Below are 18,943 nucleotides of genomic sequence, written 5' to 3'. Positions count from 1 at the left end.
ATGCTTTGCATTGGGTAAAAACAAAAGTTAAGGGTTTTTAGCAGTTTAAAGCAAATTATAATTGGTCTATGGATTTAGTGGGAAATTTGGCCCCCCCATCTCCAGAATCATAAAAAGATAATATTCTAGCCTTGCCAATAACCCGTTCACCTTCATGAATATGCCATACCCGCCCAACATGTAAATATTGGTGGAGGGAAGGAAAATCAAGAAATCTAATTTTTACGATCTTTTTCTCTCCAGGTTCTATAGTAGGCCATTCACTAAAATTAATATCACCAATATAGCTTTGTAATATTTGGCTTTGCTTATATTCGAATACATGATTAGGCCTGTATCCTGATATAATACCCGTTTTCCTTCCCCCGTCATTTGTTAGGTGTAATTCCAATTCTGCTTGTACTGAAACTAATGAATTTGAATTTCCGTACTCTACTTCATTAAAGCTTACTAATGTGTATTTGTCGTAAGCCATTAAATCGAAAACTTTTGATTCGCCTGTTGCTAACCATTTTTTATAGATAAGCGCTCCGTTTTGATATAAATACAGCTCATTATTTTTAATTTCTTTATGTATTTTCATCATAGCTGATAGCTTTACCAGCTCATTCCTAAATTCTGAAACACAAAGCTCCATACATCAGCCGCTTCTTCAATCACTTTCGTTGTTGGTTTGCCTGCGCCATGGCCTGCTTTGGTTTCGATCCTGATTAAAACCGGGTTTTCGCCCTTGTATTTATCCTGTAGGGTTGCTGCAAATTTAAATGAATGTGCAGGTACTACGCGGTCATCGTGATCTGCTGTGGTGATTAATGTTGCCGGATAATTAACACCGCTTTTTAGGTTATGGAGCGGCGAATATTTAATCAGGTAATCGAAATCTTCCTTGTTGTCGCTGCTTCCGTATTCAACTGCCCAACCCCAACCCACGGTAAATTTATGGTAGCGCAGCATGTCTAACACGCCAACTGCAGGTAAAGCCACTTTAAACAGATCGGGTCTTTGGGTCATACAGGCACCTACCAACAGGCCGCCGTTGGAACCGCCCGAAATAGCGATTTTAGATGGATTGGTATACTTCTCTTTAACCAGGTATTCGGCTGCAGCAATAAAATCGTCGAAAACGTTCTGTTTTTTTGCTAACATACCGGCTTTGTGCCAGGCTTCGCCATACTCGCTTCCGCCGCGTAAGCTCGGCTGAACGTAAATGCCGCCACGCTCTAAAAACAACAAACGCGAAAGACTGAACCCAGGCGTTAAACTAACCTGAAAACCACCGTAGGCATACAAATAAACAGGGTTGTTGCCATCAAGCTTGATCCCTTTTTTATGTACAATAAACATAGGTACCTTGGTGCCATCTTTTGATGGATAAAAGACCTGTTTGGTTTCGTAGTTATCGGTGTTAAATTGGAGTCCTGATTTTTTATATAATATCGATTCGCTCTTGTTAATGTCGTAACGATAAATGGTACCTGGAGTGGTGAAATTAGAAAAGCTGTAAAAGAATTCTTTATCTTCTTTGTAGCCGCCAAAGCTATCAACAGTGCCAATTGCAGGTAATTTTACTTCCCCGATTTTCTTCCCTGTCAAATCAAACTGGACAATATTCGTACTTGCATCTTTTAGGTACGATGCCCATAAAAATCCTCCTCCGGTTCCAATACCTTCTAGTGCCAGTTTAGATTCGGGGATGATTTTCTGCCAATTTTTAGGATCTGTATTCTTTGGATCAACCAGAACTACCTGTTTGTTTTCCGCTCCTAAATCGGTGTTTACTAATAATTTGTCACCGATATTATCAACAACACTGTGGTTATTTTCGTAACCCTTAATCAAAGGTTCGATTTTGCTTCCCTGTGCTTTTAGATCTTGATAATATAAAGCATTGCCCGAAGTACCTGCACTGGCATAAACCACCAGAAAGCGTTCATCTTCGGTAACACTGGCGCCAAAATATAGGTTCGGATTGGTTTTGTCTTCAAAAATTAATTGATCATTTTGCTGCTGATCGCCCAATTTGTGGAAATATACTTTTTGATATTTATTGGCTGCAGAAAGATCAGTTCCTTTAATAGGTTCATCAAATTTACTGTAGTAAAAACCATCGCCTTTCCATGCCGCGCCAGAGAATTTGGTCCATTTCAGCTCATCAGCTAATTTGGTTTTGCTGGCTATTTCCATTACATAAATATTGCTCCAGTCTGATCCTGCCTGTGCGACCGAATAGGCCAGGTATTTTTTGTCGTGAGAGAAGCCCAAAATCGAAATGGCTGCCGTTCCGTCTTTTGTAAGTTTATTTGGATCGAGGAAAACTTCTTCTTTGCCATCTAACCCTTTTTTAATAAACCAGATGCTTTGGTTTTGAAGCCCGTCATTTTTGATGAAGAAATAATATTCGCCAACCTTAAATGGCGCACTTTCTTTAGGATAGTTCCATAATGCTGTTAAACGCTTTTTAATGTCGGCACGGTAAGGAATCTGCTCGAGATAGTTTTGAGTAAGCTTATTTTCGGCTACAACCCAAGCTTTGGTTTCTGCTGAAGTATCGTTTTCTAACCATCGGTAAGGGTCGGCAATTATGGTACCGAAATAATTATCTTTTGTACTGTCTTTTTTTGTTTCAGGGTATTTCATCAATGTTATTTTTTCTGCAGGTTTTTTGCCCTGGTTACAGGCAAACAGACTTAATGCAAATAAGCTTAATAGAATTTGTTTTTTCATCTTTAATAAGATTTGTTTACTAATATATGTCTTTTTTTCCTTTGGGTTGATTACACAGATTTTGAGATTTTACAGATTTTTCCTTTCGGTGTAATTTCACAGATTAAGGCGTTTTAACCTTTAGTCTTTAAGCTTTTTCCTTTGGGATGATTACACAGATTTAGAGATTACACCGATTTGTTAAGGTGATTTTAGTTTAGTGTTCTTGCTTTAGTCTTTGGTCTTTCTGCTTTTTTCCTTACGGGATGATTACACAGATTTTAGGATTTCACAGATTAAGGCGTTTTAAGCTTTAGTCTTTTCGGCTTTAGTCTTTAAGCTTTCCACTTTTTTCTTTTACCTTTGAAAATCCATGTCAAAAAATATTTACTTCGCTTCCGATTTTCATTTAGGCACGCCAAATTATGCCGAAAGCCGTGCCCGTGAAGCGCGTATTGTAAGTTGGCTGAGTTTTATTGAGCCGAATTGTAGCGAGCTATTTTTAATGGGCGATATTTTCGATTTCTGGTTCGAGTATGCTAAAGTAATTCCGAAAGGTTTTATCCGTTTACAGGGTAAGTTGGCAGCCATGGCCGATGCCGGGATAAAAATCTATTTTTTTAAAGGTAACCATGACATGTGGGTGCGCGATTATTTCACAAAGGAAATTGGCATGGAAATCATCAGCGATGAACTGATCATTGAAAGAGGTGGTAAGAGATTCTACCTGCACCACGGCGATGGTTTAGGGCCGGGCGATAACAAATATAAATTCTTAAGAAAGATTTTCAGAAGCAAGTTTTGTCAATGGTTATTCGCCCGTTTACATCCAAATCTGGGGATCGGTATTGCCAATGGATGGAGCCAGGGGAGTAGGGCTGCACAAACCGAAAAAGAAGTTTTTTTAGGAGAAGATAAAGAATGGCTGGCGATTTATGCCAAAGAGCAGTTGCGGAAAGCACATTTCGATTATTTTATTTTCGGACATAGGCACCTGCCGCTCGATATCGATTTGGGTAATGGGAGCCGCTATGTTAATATTGGCGAATGGCTCAACTATAATTCTTATGGGGTTTTTGATGGTGTGGAGTTGAAACTGGAATACTATAACCCAAAACTGTAATATTTTTGTTTTTTGGAAAGCAGTATCTGTAGCTTTTTTAATGTTTGTCGGGCTTTTCGTTATAGTCCCGATGTTAATTTAGTGCCGATTTATCGGTAAAGAATCGGGAGCTGCCACTTTAATCCCGTTTAGATACATCATTCCCGCATCTATTTGAGGTTGCATGATGCCTAAAATGCACCATTCTTTGTTCCTAAACCCGATAAAACGGAAAGCCCGGAGCGTAGCGAGGACTTGAAGTGATAGCGGGACTATCGGCTGCCACAGGTACAGAACCCTTCGTTTTCAAAACCTTAACATCAACTTTTTTGCATTTTCGGATTACTGGCAAGATTTTGATTTAGACGTTAAGCCCAAACAGTTAACCAGTTCAAACCGTTAACCAATTAACCGCTAATCCTAAACAAACTAATTCAGCTTTTTTCCTTATTTTTGCATTTCCTGAATTTTTGGGCCTATACCCACCGTCAGGAAATTTCAACAAGAATAAATATGTTAGATAAATTAGAAGCTATAAAGCTGCGTTGGGAAGATGTGGAAGAATCGTTGAGCAATCCGGATGTAATTCAGGATATGAAACGTTTTGCGGCTTTAAACAAAGAATATAAAGACTTGGGCAAGATTGTAGATGAATATAAAATCTACAAAAATGTGATGAGTAATATCGATGCCAACAAAGAAATTTTAGCTACTGAGAAAGATGCTGAAATGCGCGAGATGGCAAAAGAAGAGCTCGATCTTTTGTTAAAACAACAGGAAGAAATGGAAAGCAATATCCGTTTGATGTTGATTCCTAAAGATCCTGAAGATGCCAAAAACGCGGTATTCGAGATCCGTGGTGGTACGGGTGGAGATGAGGCGGCTTTATTTGCCGGCGATTTGTACCGCATGTATACCCGTTATTTCGAAACCAAGGGATGGAAGGTAGAAACCGTAGATGTAACGGAAGGTACAGCAGGTGGCTATAAAGAGGTAATTCTCAAAGTGAGTGGCGATGATGTTTATGGTCAGTTAAAATACGAAAGTGGCGTGCACCGTGTGCAACGTGTGCCAGATACCGAAACTCAGGGCCGTGTGCATACCTCAGCTGCATCTGTAGCGGTTTTGCCAGAAGCTGAAGAAATTGATCTGTACATTAACCCCGCCGATATTGAACTGCAAACTTCGCGTTCAGGTGGTGCCGGCGGGCAGAATGTAAATAAGGTAGAAACCAAGGTGCAGTTAACGCACAAGCCATCGGGTATTGTGGTGGTTTGCCAGCAGGAGCGTTCGCAATTGGGTAACCGTGTTATTGCAATGGAGATGTTGCGTAGTAAACTTTACGATATCGAATTGCAGAAAAAGAACGGTGATATTGCCGCTAAACGTAAAACAATGGTTTCAACCGGCGATCGTTCGGCTAAGATCAGAACCTACAATTATCCGCAGGGCCGTGTTACCGAACACCGTATCGGATTAACGATGTACAACTTGCCAAGCATTATGGATGGCGATATTCAGGAGATTATTGATGCACTTCAGTTCGCAGAAAATGCAGAAAAGATGCAGGAAGGTGCTGTAGGATAGTAAGTTATATATTTTTGAAAAAAAAGTTTGCAAATTAAGATATAGTCTCTATATTTGCAACCTCGAAAGAGACAAGAGGTTCGAACTTTAAAGAAGAACAAAAGGAGTGGTAGTTCAGCTGGTTAGAATGCCTGCCTGTCACGCAGGAGGTCGCGGGTTCGAGTCCCGTCCATTCCGCAACAAAAGCCTAACTTGAAAAAGTTGAGGCTTTTTTGTTTAATAATCGTTTTGATCAAAATATTTAGAATGAGGTTCAGCGTGTTACGTAATTATTGATTAAAAAGTCGATTGTTATAGTGATAAACTGAATATAGTGTCTATATTTGTACTCCCGAAAGGGGAAAGAGGTTCGAACTTTAAAGAGAGCAAAAGGAGTGGTAGTTCAGCTGGTTAGAATGCCTGCCTGTCACGCAGGAGGTCGCGGGTTCGAGTCCCGTCCATTCCGCGAAAATAGTTTTAAATTTAACTAAAAGCCTGTAAATTAAATGTTACAGGCTTTTTCGTTTACTGGAAAACACTAAAATATTCATTTTTTGGATCAAGCGGAAAAGTTGGGATCAAGCGGAAAAGTTGGGGGGAATCGAATTTCCTTTGCGTCCTAACGTGGTTTTTGCCGTATATATCTATCAGCTAATGCTTCTAATTATCTTTTGAAAAGCTCCCGCAAATTTAAAGAACAGTTTCACACTATTTCTGACGTTATTGGCTAAATAGTAATGCAAATGATGACGGTAGAATTCTTTCAGCCTGCTTTCCGGTACCGTAAAAATTCTTTTGAAAAGGTGTTTTAAGAAGTAGCTGCGGTCCCAAATAAGTGGTTTGCCAATATTTATTGTGCCTTTTGGAAAATCAAAACGCTCGCGCGGTTGAAATAATAATGCTCATGCTTTATGGTTGGTTGAGAACGAGATACGATGTGATTAAACTGATATTTTTTCTATATAAGCTCCACACTCCTGCTGAAATTGTCAAAATGTATAACTGAGTAATCGCTGTTAAAAATGAAAAGATAATTGTACTTGCTGCATAAACCAAATTATTTGATCCCTTACGCTAGGTTTAATAAATGGTAAAATCAGAATATAAATCTGAGGAATAATTATAGATAACAGACCTGCTTTTTAGATTATGCCCAATTTACCCCCTTAGTTTTATGATTTAAACCCCTGTTTTCCTGCAGTAATCCATTTACATTTGTTACATGGAGGTAATACAAAGTTGTATTTTCCGGTTATTTTTAGCATCAAATAAAGCAACGTCTCATGACACGACTCTCTCAACATTCAATGACTACCCATAAGTCACGTCCCATCTCCAACAGCGGTATTGCCTTGCTGAATATATCTTATAAGGTCTCTTCTCTTTAATCAATTCATAGAACATGAAATTAAAATTATTTCTACTGGCTATGCCTTTGGCTGTACTGTGTGCGGTTGGCAGTTCTGTTAAAGCCCAGCCAAAGGTACCGGTGTCGCCCGAAGCTGCGGCGCTCATCAAAATGGTCAATTACCCGGTGAATTTCAATACGGGTATCCCGGATATTTCTGTGCCATTATATACCGTTCAGTCTGGGGGGCTCAATATGCCCATTACCCTGAACTACCATGCCGGCGGTTTTAAGATACAGGAAAAAGCGACCAGGGCGGGAATGGGCTGGTCACTAAGCTCTGATATCCAGATTACCAGAAGTGTAAACGGCATTGATGATCTTGAAGCTGGGGGCTACATCCAGAATAACGGCATAAAGGTGTTTAGGGCCAATAGCCCTGATTTACAATATCCCATTAGTGATAATGATGCATTGGATAACCACAAGATAGCAAGAGGTGAGCAAGACGGCATGCCTGATAAGTTCAACTATAAATTGCTAACCAAATCCGGGTCATTTTATTTTCGTAAAAATGACACTGGCAGTTCATATTCAATTGTTCCAGTGCCCTTTGATAATATTCGGATTAATTATGTTGACGGAGAATTTATCATCACGGACACTGATGGTACGACATACTACTTTGGCGCCAGGGGCGCGATGAACGTTGGGGAAAGGGCAGCGAAGTGTGTCGAGTTTACAGGTTTGATCAAAACTGCATTTAAATGCCGTAAAATAGAAAATGTAAATAGGACAGAAAGCTTGAATTTTAGTTATCAATTGAAAGCACCGGTAATGTTTAATGCGAATAACCAATCAATTGAGTATTATACGAATGAGAATCCGTGTGGAATGGATACCTATTACAGGGCCGATCAGATTACCGCCAGTTACGCCACCTATGAAAGTCTGATGTCCCAGTACCGTTCTTATCGTTTGTCCTCACCAAAATATATGGAACATCTGTCAAACGGAAGATCGGTTTTTCACTTTCCTTACCTTGATCAGTCGAATAATGTAGTTGAAAAAACCTATCCGGCACAGACGCCAAATTCCGCTGGAACTACTGTTCTTGGTATTGCGATGGCAAGAGTTGACTTCCGCAATGGCTATGTAGAGTTCAATGGAGCCGAACAGTTGAGCTCGATCAAAATCAAGAAGCCGGATAATCAACAGGTCAAGTCCTTTGATTTTTTCCAGTCGATTGCCTTGCCTGAAAATCTTGCCGCCTTTGCCAGTGCAAATGGAAGTGCCTACGCCACGCGTTATCTGGACTCAATAAAATGTTCAGGTAGTACCACGATTATTGAAACCTATAAATTCTTATATGGGAGTAAATTCTGTTTTGGCGATCACCTGCAGGGCAAGGATGCATGGGGCTATGCCAATGTATTTACTTCGCAGGTAAATGAAAATGTCGGCTTTACCGCCATTCCGGAAACAAAGATTAGCCAGATGTTTTATCCTTCTCCACAAGATGCATGTTATGGCTATGGGATCAATTCTGTATTTACTTTTGGTACTTCAAATAGTCAGAACAGGAATATTGAAGCTGTGGATGAAGTTTCTTTGAATGCAGGGATGTTAAGAAGGATTATTTATCCAACAGGCGGATATGTTGATTTTGAGTATGAGGCCAATGCTGTAAGGCAGGCGGTGAGTCCACATCAGGACTTATATGCGATGACAGGTGGGTTAAGGGTAAAGACCATTAGCCATTATGATGGAAGGTCAAGCAAGCCGGCAACTTATAAGTACTATAGATATGGGGATATGGAAGATGGGACAGGTATACTAGTCAACTCCCCGTACCGCGAATATGATGTGGCACGGAAGACCTTCAAGCCATACAACTATAGTCAGACTGTAGCTTATATGGCAGGACCTGGATCGACCAACATAGGGGAGGATTTTACACCGATCTCATCAAGCTGTGGAAGCCGTGGCTGCCTTCAGGTTAAGTTTTCGGAAAAGAGGACTACTTATGTTCCTGCTTCTTCAACGGATTACACCTATCCCAACGGTGCTCCGATTTATTATACCAAAGTGACCGAATACAATAGCGACCTTGGAGGAATGACTGGCAAAAAAGTTTATAATTACTATCCTCCCGGCCAATTTGGCCCATACTCGTTCAGCAGTGATGCCAAGATCGAAGGAACTAATATACCGGTACTCCAGACGGACGGACTGATGGGGGCTGAACGGCTGATTGAAGATTATGCATTTGAATCTGGGAATTTTAACTTGGTACACAGTAAGGAATTTACGTATTCCAAGTACAGTAAGGCAGACCAGATCAGGGTAATTTATTCTTATCCCAAGATTGATTATCATTTTTTTAATGGCTACCCCACAGGGCTTTCGGATGCTTCACTGTATAATCTCAATAATTCATTCATCAATGGTTCTCAAAGTGTTTATGATGTTTTTAATGCTGGTCAGTATGGGATCCAGGTGGCGAAGTTATTGCTTAGTTCAGAATCTGAGAAATGGCTCAAGGGGAATGACGTGGTGGAAAAGACTACGGCCTATGAATATAACAATCCGACCTATCCACAGATCAGCAGGATAACAACTTCCGGAAAGAACAATGGTACGGTATCCAAAGTACTTAAATATGCTTACGATTATCCTAGTGTAGCTGTATGTGATACGATGAAAAACCGTAATATGATCAGTCAGGTGATTGAGGAGATCAGTTACGCTATAAATGACAACAACGTTCAGGTTGAAACGGCACGTTCAAAGACGGATTATGCAGCGTTGCATTTGGGAATGCATATTCTACCTGTTACTTTGTTTAAGTCGGTAGGTACAGGACCTCTTGAAGTATTGATGAGTTTTGATCTTTATGATGATCATGAAAATGTGCTGCAGCTTACTGAAAAAAGTAAACTGGTCAAGACCTATTTATGGGGCTATAACGATCAGTATCCTATAGCTGAGATAAATGGTGTCGGGTATTATGATGTCACTTCATCTTTTAATGCTTCGCAGGTATATACTGCTACCACAATTACTGAGATCAAGGCAATTGGGAGCAGTATCAGTGCTGCCCTTCCCAATGCTATGGTCAGCACATATGCCCATATCCCCATGATCGGTGTGGCTGCGACAACCTCACCTGACGGAAGATCAAAATATTTCAGCTACGACGATTATGGCCGTTTGGTTACTGTTAAGGATGACCAGGGTTACATTGTGAAAAAACATGAATATGTATTGGCTAAAACCCCTGCACTGGCAAAAACGCTAAGCACCGTAAATAATCCTATGATGTTGACCTTCAACCATATTTTTAGTGATAATGTACGTCGGGTTGTAAATTCCGTTCAGCCAGCTGGTGCTTTTTTTAACCCAATTTCATCTCTTTCGGCAAATACTTATGCTGAGCAAAACCTCAATTCCTACTGGAGTTCCATGATTGTAGGGGAAGATTCCCAAAAGCCAGAGGCAAATGTATTGATTAAACTCAATACCTGGCCATCTGGCAGCATCATTCCAAGGGCGGTTTATGTTGACCTGTTCCGGAATAATTCGATTGTGATGAGTAAGCGGATACCATACAATACACCCACCAACAACTTCGCCGAGCTATACATAGAGCCTGGAGAATATAAGTTGGGTATTCGTTTTGAAGATAATTATAACGGAAGCCTTTCCAGGCTTGTTTGGGGGAGCACGCTATTACGAAGCGGTGACCTGCTGAATTTACAGCCTAATACAGAACATACCGTGGTGCTTTTTAATGAATAATAGTTTGGTCTGTAAAATTTTCAATTTAATTCAAATGAAAAAAAATATAATCGCCTTTGCCCTGTTCATATTTATGCTGTACAGTGGGGCTGAGGTTAGTGCACAGCAGAAAAAAGAGAATAAAAATAAACAGGGCTTACAGTCATTCTATAAAGTAACCCTTCTGGTGGATTCGTTGAAGGCAGGGCAAGTGGAAAAAATTCAAACAGATTATAAGGCGAGTCTCCTGACTGTGGAAAGAGATACTTCGGTTTCTGGTCAGCTACGCAAGAGCAGAATAAAAGCATTAATGGAGGGGCGGAATATCAAACTCAGAGCAATATTAACTCCACTCCAACTGGAAAAGCTAGTGCCACCATCTGAACGTATAGGTGAGGGGCAAATGGTTAAGGATAATTAGTCTTGAACATCATTTTATTTGTAAAGTTATGAAAAAATTAATGCTCAGAATCTCGGTATGCGTGTGCCTTTTGCTGCTCCTTTTCAATTTAGAAAGTAGGGCACAGACAGGGGCCTCCATGTCTACGGCAATTTATGTAGGCAGCTATAACGGTAGTGGCGGCCCTGTTTTTACGGATAGCCGTAACAGCGCTTCTTATGGAGGGACGACCTATACAAACAATATGGGGCAGTCCAGTCCAGAGGTATATTACCGTTTTGTGGTAACGGGGGCTGCGACATTGGATTTCTCCTTATGTGCGAGTGATTTTGATACTTATATCCATATATTGAATTCCAGTGGGGCAGTAGTGACTTTTCAGGATGATTCACCTGATTGTGGAACCAGGTCTCACTTGAGTTATACCCTTTCCACTGGCACCTACTATCTGGCCGTTGAGGGGTATAGTAGTAGTATAGGCACTATAGCGCTGCAGATCAGTTCGCTCGATTCAGGCGGCTCTTCAGGAGTGCCTGTGATTAGTTATAATGCGGTAAATGTGTTTGCTGTGGGTTCATCTGTGAACCTTTCGCCTCTAAATACGGGAAGCCAAGTAGCAGGGGGGGTGACCGCTACTACTTTTGCTGGTGCAAATGCTTCGGGCGCTTCCAATGGAAACGGTTCCTCAGCCTATTTTAACAACCCTTTAGGTACTGCGGTGGATCTCTCAGGCAATGTATATGTTGCCGATGCAGGTAACCATTTGATCCGTAAGATCAGTTCTTTGGGAGAGGTTACCACTCTTGCTGGTATAGGTTATGGGGGCTATGCAGATGGCACAGGGGCAGCAGCGCAGTTTCAGCACCCATCTGCTCTCGCGGTGGATGCTTCTGGAAATGTTTTTGTTTCCGACCAACAGAACCACCGGATACGGAAAATTACCCCGTCAGGTGTGGTCACTACTTTTGCAGGTAGTGGGGCTGCGGGGTCGGCCAACGGCACGGGAACCGCGGCGAGTTTCAGCAGTCCGATCGGTCTGGCATTTGATGCTTCTGGTAATCTGTATGTAGCGGATTACGGTAATCATAAAATTCGGGTGGTTACTCCCTCAGGAGTGGTGGGCGACTATGCAGGTTCAGGGGCAGCAGGTTCAGCAAACGGGGCCTTGCTGTCGGCATCTTTTCGGAATCCGATGGGACTTGGATTTGATGCTTCTGGGACGCTGTATGTGGCGGACCGCCTTAACCATATGATCCGAAAGATCAGCGGAGGCGTAGTAAGCACTTTGGCCGGAAGCGGCTCAATAGGTTCTTTGAACAGTACTGGGACAGCAGCAAGCTTTAATTACCCAAATGGAGTTGCTGTCGATGCCTCCGGAAATGTATATGTTGCCGATCAACAGAATAATACGGTGAGGAAGATCAACTCTTCGGGTGTGGTAGCCAGTTATGCCGGTACGACCTCAGCGGGGACTGTCAATGGCACGGGTTCGGTAATCCGTTTCAATTCGGTCTACGGACTGAGCATCGATGGACAGGGATATCTCTTTGTTGCTGAGAACGGATCCCATAATATCCGCAAGTTGGCAGAGATGGTAGGTTATACCATCAGCCCTGCGTTGCCATCTGGTTTGGTACTTGACGCCAATACGGGTATGATCAGCGGTATACCAAATACCTCGTCCTCAGCAACGACATATACCATTACAGCTTATAATAGTTCGGGCAGCGGAAGCTTTGCAATAAGTATTGAGGTCTCCGGATCAGCTTCTGAATCCACATCGGACTACAATTATATTTACACCTATACGCCACGGACGCGATTGACCGACGTTGCCTCCCTTCCTGGTAGCAGTATTTCTGATGTGAACAGAAATATCCAGTATGTTGATGGGCTTGGAAGAGCGATGCAGTTAGTTAATGTTGGTGCCAGTCCATATGGAAGGGATGTGATCCAACCGATTGCGTACGATGAATTTGGAAGGGAAGCGGTAAAGTATCTTCCTTATACAGCTGCTGATGGCCTAGCCGGATCTTTTAGGATAAATGCATTGAACGGTACAGGTGGATATGGGAATAGCGGACAAAAACTCTTTTATACCCAGCTGGCTACTGATCATGTCGCTACAGACTATCCTTTTGCAGAAATGAAGTTTGAGAAATCTCCTTTATCAAGAATGCTGGAACAAGGAGCTCCAGGAAATACCTGGCAGCCGGGCTCAGGCCATACAGTGAGAAGTGAATTCACCGGAAACCACTATGCGGGCATTCATGACCTAATAATCAGGCGTTATGATGCAGTGATCAATACTTCTCCTGGACAGCAGCATCTGCGGACTTTGTCTGAAAACGGGAGCCAGAGTTATAGTAGTCTGTTCCTGACCATTGTTAAGGATGAAAACTGGACTGAGGCAGATGGTAAGGCAGGAAGTATTTACGAGTATAAAGATAAGGAAGGCCATATCGTTGTGAAGCGGCACTTCGAGCAGCCGACCGGTGGGGCTTTGCAGATGCTCTCGACCTATTATATCTATGATGATCTGGGCAATCTCTGTTTTGTGCTTCCTCCTGGCGCCAGACCGGACGATGGAGAAATTACCCAGGCAAAACTGGACGATTTCTGTTACCAGTACCGTTATGACAACCATAATAGGTTGGTGGAAAAAAAGATTCCGGGTAAAGGCTGGGAATATATGGTGTACAATAGGCTCGACCAGGTAGTGCTTAGTCAGGACAACAACCAACGTGTACAGAACCAGTGGATGTTTACCAAGTATGACAGGTTCGGACGAAATGTGTGTACCGGTGTTTATGACAATGCCCTGGATCGAAGTGCCCTGCAGGAAACCGTAATGGCTGATGGGGTAAGTCACCTGATGTGGGAGACCAGAAACATTGGCAGCGACTATAGCAATGATGCGTTTCCCAGAACAGGAACTGATAACTATACGGTTAATTATTATGATGACTACACTTTTCCAGAAGGTAATACATATGTCTACAATGGAGCTAGTTCCAGAATTAAGGGGTTTTTGACTGGGACCAAGGTAAAAGTGCTTGGAACATCAGTAATGATGCTTTCTTTGAATTTTTACGATGAAAGGGGAATGTTGGCTAAAGCTTTTAAACAGCATTACCTTTCGGGTAACCAGGAGACATCCAACTATGATGAGATTACCAATAGTTATGATTTTGCTGGGGCGGTAGAATCAATCAGTAGGAATCACCATGTGGGTTCAGCTGAAACATCGATTGTTGACAGGAATACTTACGATCATGTGGGCAGAAAGATAAAAAGCTTTTCCAATATTAATGGACAGGGTGAACTTGAGCTAATTAGGCTTGTTTATAACGAGCTTGGACAACTGCTCAATAAGAACCTTCATGGTACTGGTGGCGATAATTTCTTGTACAGGAGTACTTTAAGCTACAATGAGCGGGGCTGGATGAAAAAAGATGTGTCAGATCAGTTTAGCATAGAACTGAACTATGACGACTCTGACAGGCCGCAATATAACGGCAACATCTCTTATCAACGCTGGGGATCGTCCAATAATTTTCCTAATTCGTTCAGCTACCAGTATGATCATCTAAACAGGCTCACCAACGGAAGCACCACTTCGGGGATTTCGATGAGCGAGATGTTAAGTTATGACGAGATGGGCAATATTAAGACCTTGAGCAGGGATAATGGTACAGTGGGGACATACAACTATAGTGGAAACAGATTGATCCAGATTACAGGAGGTCCATTGGCTACAGGGGTTTATCAATATGACTTAAATGGGAACGCAACCTTTGATGGACGGAATGGTTTTGCCCTGACCTATAATAACCAGAATCTTCCCGTAACAGCAGTTGGCGGATCTGTAAGTATAACATATACTTATGACGCTACTGGTGAAAAACTCCGCAAAGTTAGTAATGGGACAACCCGGAATTACATTGATGGAATAGAGTACAATGGAAATTCGATCGATATCATCCATACCGAAACAGGTATAGCCAGGAACAGTGGTGGTACTTATACTTATGAGCATAACCTGACCGATCATCTGGGTAATGTGCGTTATACGTTCAATAGACATCCAACTACGCTTGCATTACAGCCCCTACAAGTTGATAATTATTATGCGTTTGGGATGAGAAATGCTGCCAGTGCAGGGGTAAATAAATATCTGTATAACGGTAAGGAGCTGCAGGATGAACTCGGGCAGCTTGATTATGGTGCAAGGTTTTATGACCCGGTAATTGGGCGTTGGAATGTGATTGATCCTCTTGCCGATAAAATGAGGAGGCATTCTCCATATAATTATGCCTTTAATAATCCAATCAGGTTTATTGATCCGGATGGAATGGAGCCAATTCCAGGGGCAGAGGCATTGATTGGCTGGGCGAGAATGGGGGTTGCGATGAGCGATGGTAATGATAGGTTGAAGAGGATGGCCGGGGAAGAGACTGAGGAAGAACAGGAGTATAAAAAAGCTGAAATCGCACTCAGCATGACATCCTGGTCTTTTTTGGATAAATTGACTCTGGTCGACTATATAAGTAGTTTGAATCCTGGCTTATCAGGTGGTGCCCTAGAAGATAGGGTGGGCAAAATATTTGAAGACTCGTGGCATAGGTCCGCTATAGCAAGCGGGTTTGAAGCAGACCATTATTCATCGGATACCAGAAAAATGTCAGGGGGGACTAGGACCACAAAACCAGATGGCTTTGCTGACGGGATTTTAAAGACTGGTTGGTTTGAACCAAATATAAGGGTTAAGGAGGCAGCCTGGTTTGAAGTAAAAGCTAAGTCTGGGGACATTTATAATTCAACCAGTACAGGGCAAGTGCTCGGTCATTTAACAAATCTTGCGGCGTCAATTCCAAGGGAATACAGGGTTTACGGAGGCATGAGGGCCAGTGCAGTGTCGCTGACCTTCATAACCACTAAAGAAGTAAAAATTGCTAAATCTGTTCTTTTGGCGGCTAGTGCCCTGAATATAATTATCTACCAGTATAAGGCCCAGTACAGTATGGATGGAGGAAGAATGAACGTCAATTTTAAGTTGTCGGTAAAGAACGGCATTCCAATCAAACAAGATCTGACAACTGTTGCGGTCCCATTAATAAAATGATTATGAGAAATAAATTTTTAATTTTGACTGCCTTAATATTATTGACAAGCATGGAAGAATCAAATGCCCAGAAGAAGTTTTACAGCGCTATGGATATTAAATCTTTGAGTAAACTTAAAGATAAAAAATTCGATGATATCGATCATTTCTATCAGCTAAAATCAAATATGGCACTGGTTACCATTTATAAAGATGGTACAGTGACACTGTTTCCTGCGTCAGGGGGAGAAGGGCTGTATGCCGATGATATTAAATATCTGGAGCCAATGATCGCATCTGGAGTCTATCCGGTAAAAGGTGACGGATCATTTTTTGAAAAAGAAAAGACAAGGATTGCCAACCTAAAAGAATCGATTCCTTATTACTGCGCAGAGTTATCCAAAAAACTGGATTTTGATGTTAAGGTCAGCCTTGACCCAGTTTATCTCGAAAGACTATCTGTGGTCATCACCAAAAGATTCAGTACAAAACGCAAGGACTACCCTTTGGCCTATCTGTTATCAGTATATGTTGGGGAACTGATGCGGGTGCAAGAAGGGGCAGAATATCTATTTAGTCTAAATCATAACTTAAATATTTATTATAGTCCAGAATTAACAAAAGATGGTAAATTCTGTACTTTTGTGGGTGAATTTATAAGAGAGCTTGAAATAGCACATGTCACTCCGGTCAGTGTTGGAGAGTTTCTATCAAAGCGTAACGATTTTTATCCGATAAGAAGGAGCCCTGATAGTTATATTATCCCCAAGTTATAAAGATATGGCTCATGGTATTTTGAGAACTTGAAAGTGACGTTGATTATTTTGAGTGCCCTAATATTATTGACAAGCATGGAAGAATCAAATGCCCAGAAGGAGTTTTACAGCGCTATGGATATTAAATCCCTGAGTAAGATAAACGACAAAAAATTCGATAATATCGATCATTTCTATCAGCTGAAATCAAATATGGCGCTTGTTACCATTTATAAAGATGGTACGGTGACACTGTTTCCTGCATCAAGTGGAGAAGGGCTATATGCCGATGATATTAAATATCTGGAGCCAATGATCGCATCTGGAGTCTATCCGGTAAAAGGCGATGGATCATTTTTTGAAAAAGAAAAGACAAGGATTGCCAACCTAAAAGAATCGATTCCTTATTACTGCGCAGAGTTATCCAAAAAACTGGATTTTGATGTTAAGGTCAGCCTCGACCCGATTTATCTCGAAAGACTATCTGTGGTCATCACCAAAAGATTTAGTACAAAACGCAAGGACTACCCTTTGGCCTATCTGTTATCAGTATATGTTGGGGAACTGATGCGGGTGCAAGAGGGAGCAGAATATATATATAGACCAGAAAACACGCTAAATATATATTACACCCCAGAATTAACAAAAGATGGTAAATTCTGTACTTTCGTGGGGGAATTTATAAGAGAGCTTGAAATAGCGCATGTGACTCCGATAAATGTTGGAGAGTTTCTATCAAAGCGTAATGATTTTTACCCTATATCGACTAGGCGTTACATTATCCCAAAGTTATAAAGAAACTGCTCATAAATGGCTATTTGGCAATATCAGTTATTTGCAATTCCGCATGAGGAGTTAAATCTTATTTCAATGAGGTGAATTTATATCTACTGCTGGAGTAAGAGACGCGATAAAAAATGGGAGTGTCAGTTCTGGAAATACCGCGACTACAGTTGTGCACATTAGCGCATCTGGCGACTTGAAGGTGGTTACTAATGCTTCTGGCACAAAAGTTATAACAGTAATGCCGAAATCAAATTAGTAATTTATGAAAATATCAATAAATGAAAGTCAATCAGAATTTGTAGAATTCGAAATAGAAGGAAAGCCGTATCCATATGCTGATGATTATTGGGATGGTAACCATTTAAAGACTTATATTAATCTCGCTATCCCAGCTTTCAAAGGTGCCTTTGTAACAAATCTTCAGTCCTTTGAATTGAGTAAATTCCTTGAGGAGCTTGATGCTATTGGCAATATGACTGCTCGCGAATGTGTCTTGTCAAATGTTGGACATGTTGTTAAATAAAGGCTACTTACATAAATTTAATTATTAATGATTATTAAAAACAATAAACGGACAAGTGCTCAGATATTTTGCGCTGTCCTATTTATGCTATTTGTATCATGTAATAATGACATCAGTTTTGATAAGGCAGGTTGGAATACCACTGACGATCCACTCTATCCCCCGGCATTGAGAGAAAGAATGCTAGATGACTTATTGAATAATCATAAACTAATAGGACTAAAGTATAGTCAGCTGGAAAAATTGATTGGTATTCCTGACAGCAAGGATTCAAATTTTGTTTATTATCGGGTAGTTGTAGACTATGGACATAACATTGATCCTGTTTATACCAAAAATTTAATGTTTCAACTATTAAAAGACTCTTTAATAACCTCTTTCAAAGTTAAAGATTGGAGAGCACGTAAAGATTAACTGTTTTGGTAGGATGGGTTCTATTCGGTGATTTAGGCGACATTGGCCTTCAATACTCATTTACCGAATCTAAGCTAATACCAGGATTATCTATACCGCGTAGAAAATAGAGGACATGTACAAAATCAAATTAATTTTAGTAATCATTGTTATAATAGTGGTTTGGCTGTTATCTCACATCTTGCATCAGTGGGTGTCAAATCCATCATTAGATGTCAAAAATATCTACTTAGAACATATAAAATCCATAAAAATAGATGACCGCGGAGTTTTGGGGAATAAATCAGTTAAAATATTGGATGCTAAAAAAGTTAAATATTTATCTAAATTGATCATTACTTCAAATAAGGTTAATTGAGTCCCGTCCATTCCGCGAAAATAGTTTTAAATTTAACTAAAATATTGTAAATTAAATGTTTACAGGCTTTTTCGTTTGCTGAAAACACCAAAGCATTCATTTTT

The 18,943-nt window shown here is 40.9% G+C and carries 11 protein-coding genes and 2 tRNA genes; 11 read left to right on the top strand and 2 right to left on the bottom strand.

Features of this window, described 5'->3' with window-relative positions; genetic code table 11:
• Positions 1 to 55: 55 nt before the first annotated feature.
• Together LQ227_RS08600 and LQ227_RS08595 are read right to left on the bottom strand one after the other, a co-directional pair.
• Positions 56 to 586, bottom strand: coding sequence for a hypothetical protein (locus tag LQ227_RS08600; RefSeq protein WP_230149020.1), 531 nt, complete (start codon positions 584 to 586; stop codon positions 56 to 58).
• Positions 587 to 597: 11 nt separating this feature from the next.
• Positions 598 to 2,724 (bottom strand): prolyl oligopeptidase family protein, encoded by a 2,127-nt coding sequence (locus tag LQ227_RS08595; protein ID WP_230142726.1) that lies wholly within the window; start codon positions 2,722 to 2,724, stop codon positions 598 to 600.
• Between the two features lie 352 nt (positions 2,725 to 3,076).
• Here LQ227_RS08595 and LQ227_RS08590 point away from each other — a divergent pair, with 352 nt between their 5' ends.
• From LQ227_RS08590 to LQ227_RS08540, 11 genes are all read left to right on the top strand, one after another.
• Complete coding sequence (locus LQ227_RS08590) at positions 3,077 to 3,826, top strand: UDP-2,3-diacylglucosamine diphosphatase (RefSeq protein ID WP_230142723.1); 750 nt, start codon at positions 3,077 to 3,079, stop codon at positions 3,824 to 3,826.
• A gap of 492 nt (positions 3,827 to 4,318) precedes the next feature.
• Positions 4,319 to 5,392, top strand: coding sequence for a peptide chain release factor 1 (gene prfA / locus LQ227_RS08585; protein ID WP_057933254.1), 1,074 nt, complete (start codon positions 4,319 to 4,321; stop codon positions 5,390 to 5,392).
• 103 nt (positions 5,393 to 5,495) lie between these two features.
• Positions 5,496 to 5,569 (top strand) — tRNA-Asp (locus LQ227_RS08580).
• Between the two features lie 194 nt (positions 5,570 to 5,763).
• Positions 5,764 to 5,837, top strand: a tRNA-Asp gene (locus tag LQ227_RS08575).
• A 936-nt stretch (positions 5,838 to 6,773) separates the two neighbouring features.
• Positions 6,774 to 10,520 (top strand): hypothetical protein, encoded by a 3,747-nt coding sequence (locus tag LQ227_RS08570; protein WP_230142721.1) that lies wholly within the window; start codon positions 6,774 to 6,776, stop codon positions 10,518 to 10,520.
• A gap of 34 nt (positions 10,521 to 10,554) precedes the next feature.
• A complete protein-coding gene (locus tag LQ227_RS08565) occupies positions 10,555 to 10,920 on the top strand; it encodes a hypothetical protein (protein ID WP_230142719.1) in 366 nt (121 codons plus the stop codon).
• A 28-nt stretch (positions 10,921 to 10,948) separates the two neighbouring features.
• On the top strand, positions 10,949 to 16,024 hold the full coding sequence (locus LQ227_RS08560; protein ID WP_230149019.1) for a DUF6443 domain-containing protein: 5,076 nt from the start codon (positions 10,949 to 10,951) through the stop codon (positions 16,022 to 16,024).
• A gap of 2 nt (positions 16,025 to 16,026) precedes the next feature.
• Positions 16,027 to 16,779, top strand: a complete 753-nt coding sequence (locus tag LQ227_RS08555; protein ID WP_230142714.1) for a hypothetical protein — start codon at positions 16,027 to 16,029, stop codon at positions 16,777 to 16,779.
• Between the two features lie 75 nt (positions 16,780 to 16,854).
• On the top strand, positions 16,855 to 17,553 hold the full coding sequence (locus LQ227_RS08550; RefSeq protein ID WP_230142712.1) for a hypothetical protein: 699 nt from the start codon (positions 16,855 to 16,857) through the stop codon (positions 17,551 to 17,553).
• A 253-nt stretch (positions 17,554 to 17,806) separates the two neighbouring features.
• Positions 17,807 to 18,067: a hypothetical protein gene (locus tag LQ227_RS08545; RefSeq protein WP_230142710.1), complete on the top strand. Its 261-nt coding sequence runs from the start codon at positions 17,807 to 17,809 to the stop codon at positions 18,065 to 18,067.
• Positions 18,068 to 18,094: 27 nt separating this feature from the next.
• On the top strand, positions 18,095 to 18,481 hold the full coding sequence (locus LQ227_RS08540) for a hypothetical protein (RefSeq protein ID WP_230142707.1): 387 nt from the start codon (positions 18,095 to 18,097) through the stop codon (positions 18,479 to 18,481).
• Positions 18,482 to 18,943: the final 462 nt, after the last annotated feature.

This window comes from Pedobacter sp. Bi27 (assembly GCF_918698255.1).
Lineage (GTDB): Bacteria > Bacteroidota > Bacteroidia > Sphingobacteriales > Sphingobacteriaceae > Pedobacter.
This window is presented reverse-complemented; position numbering and strand designations above follow the sequence as displayed.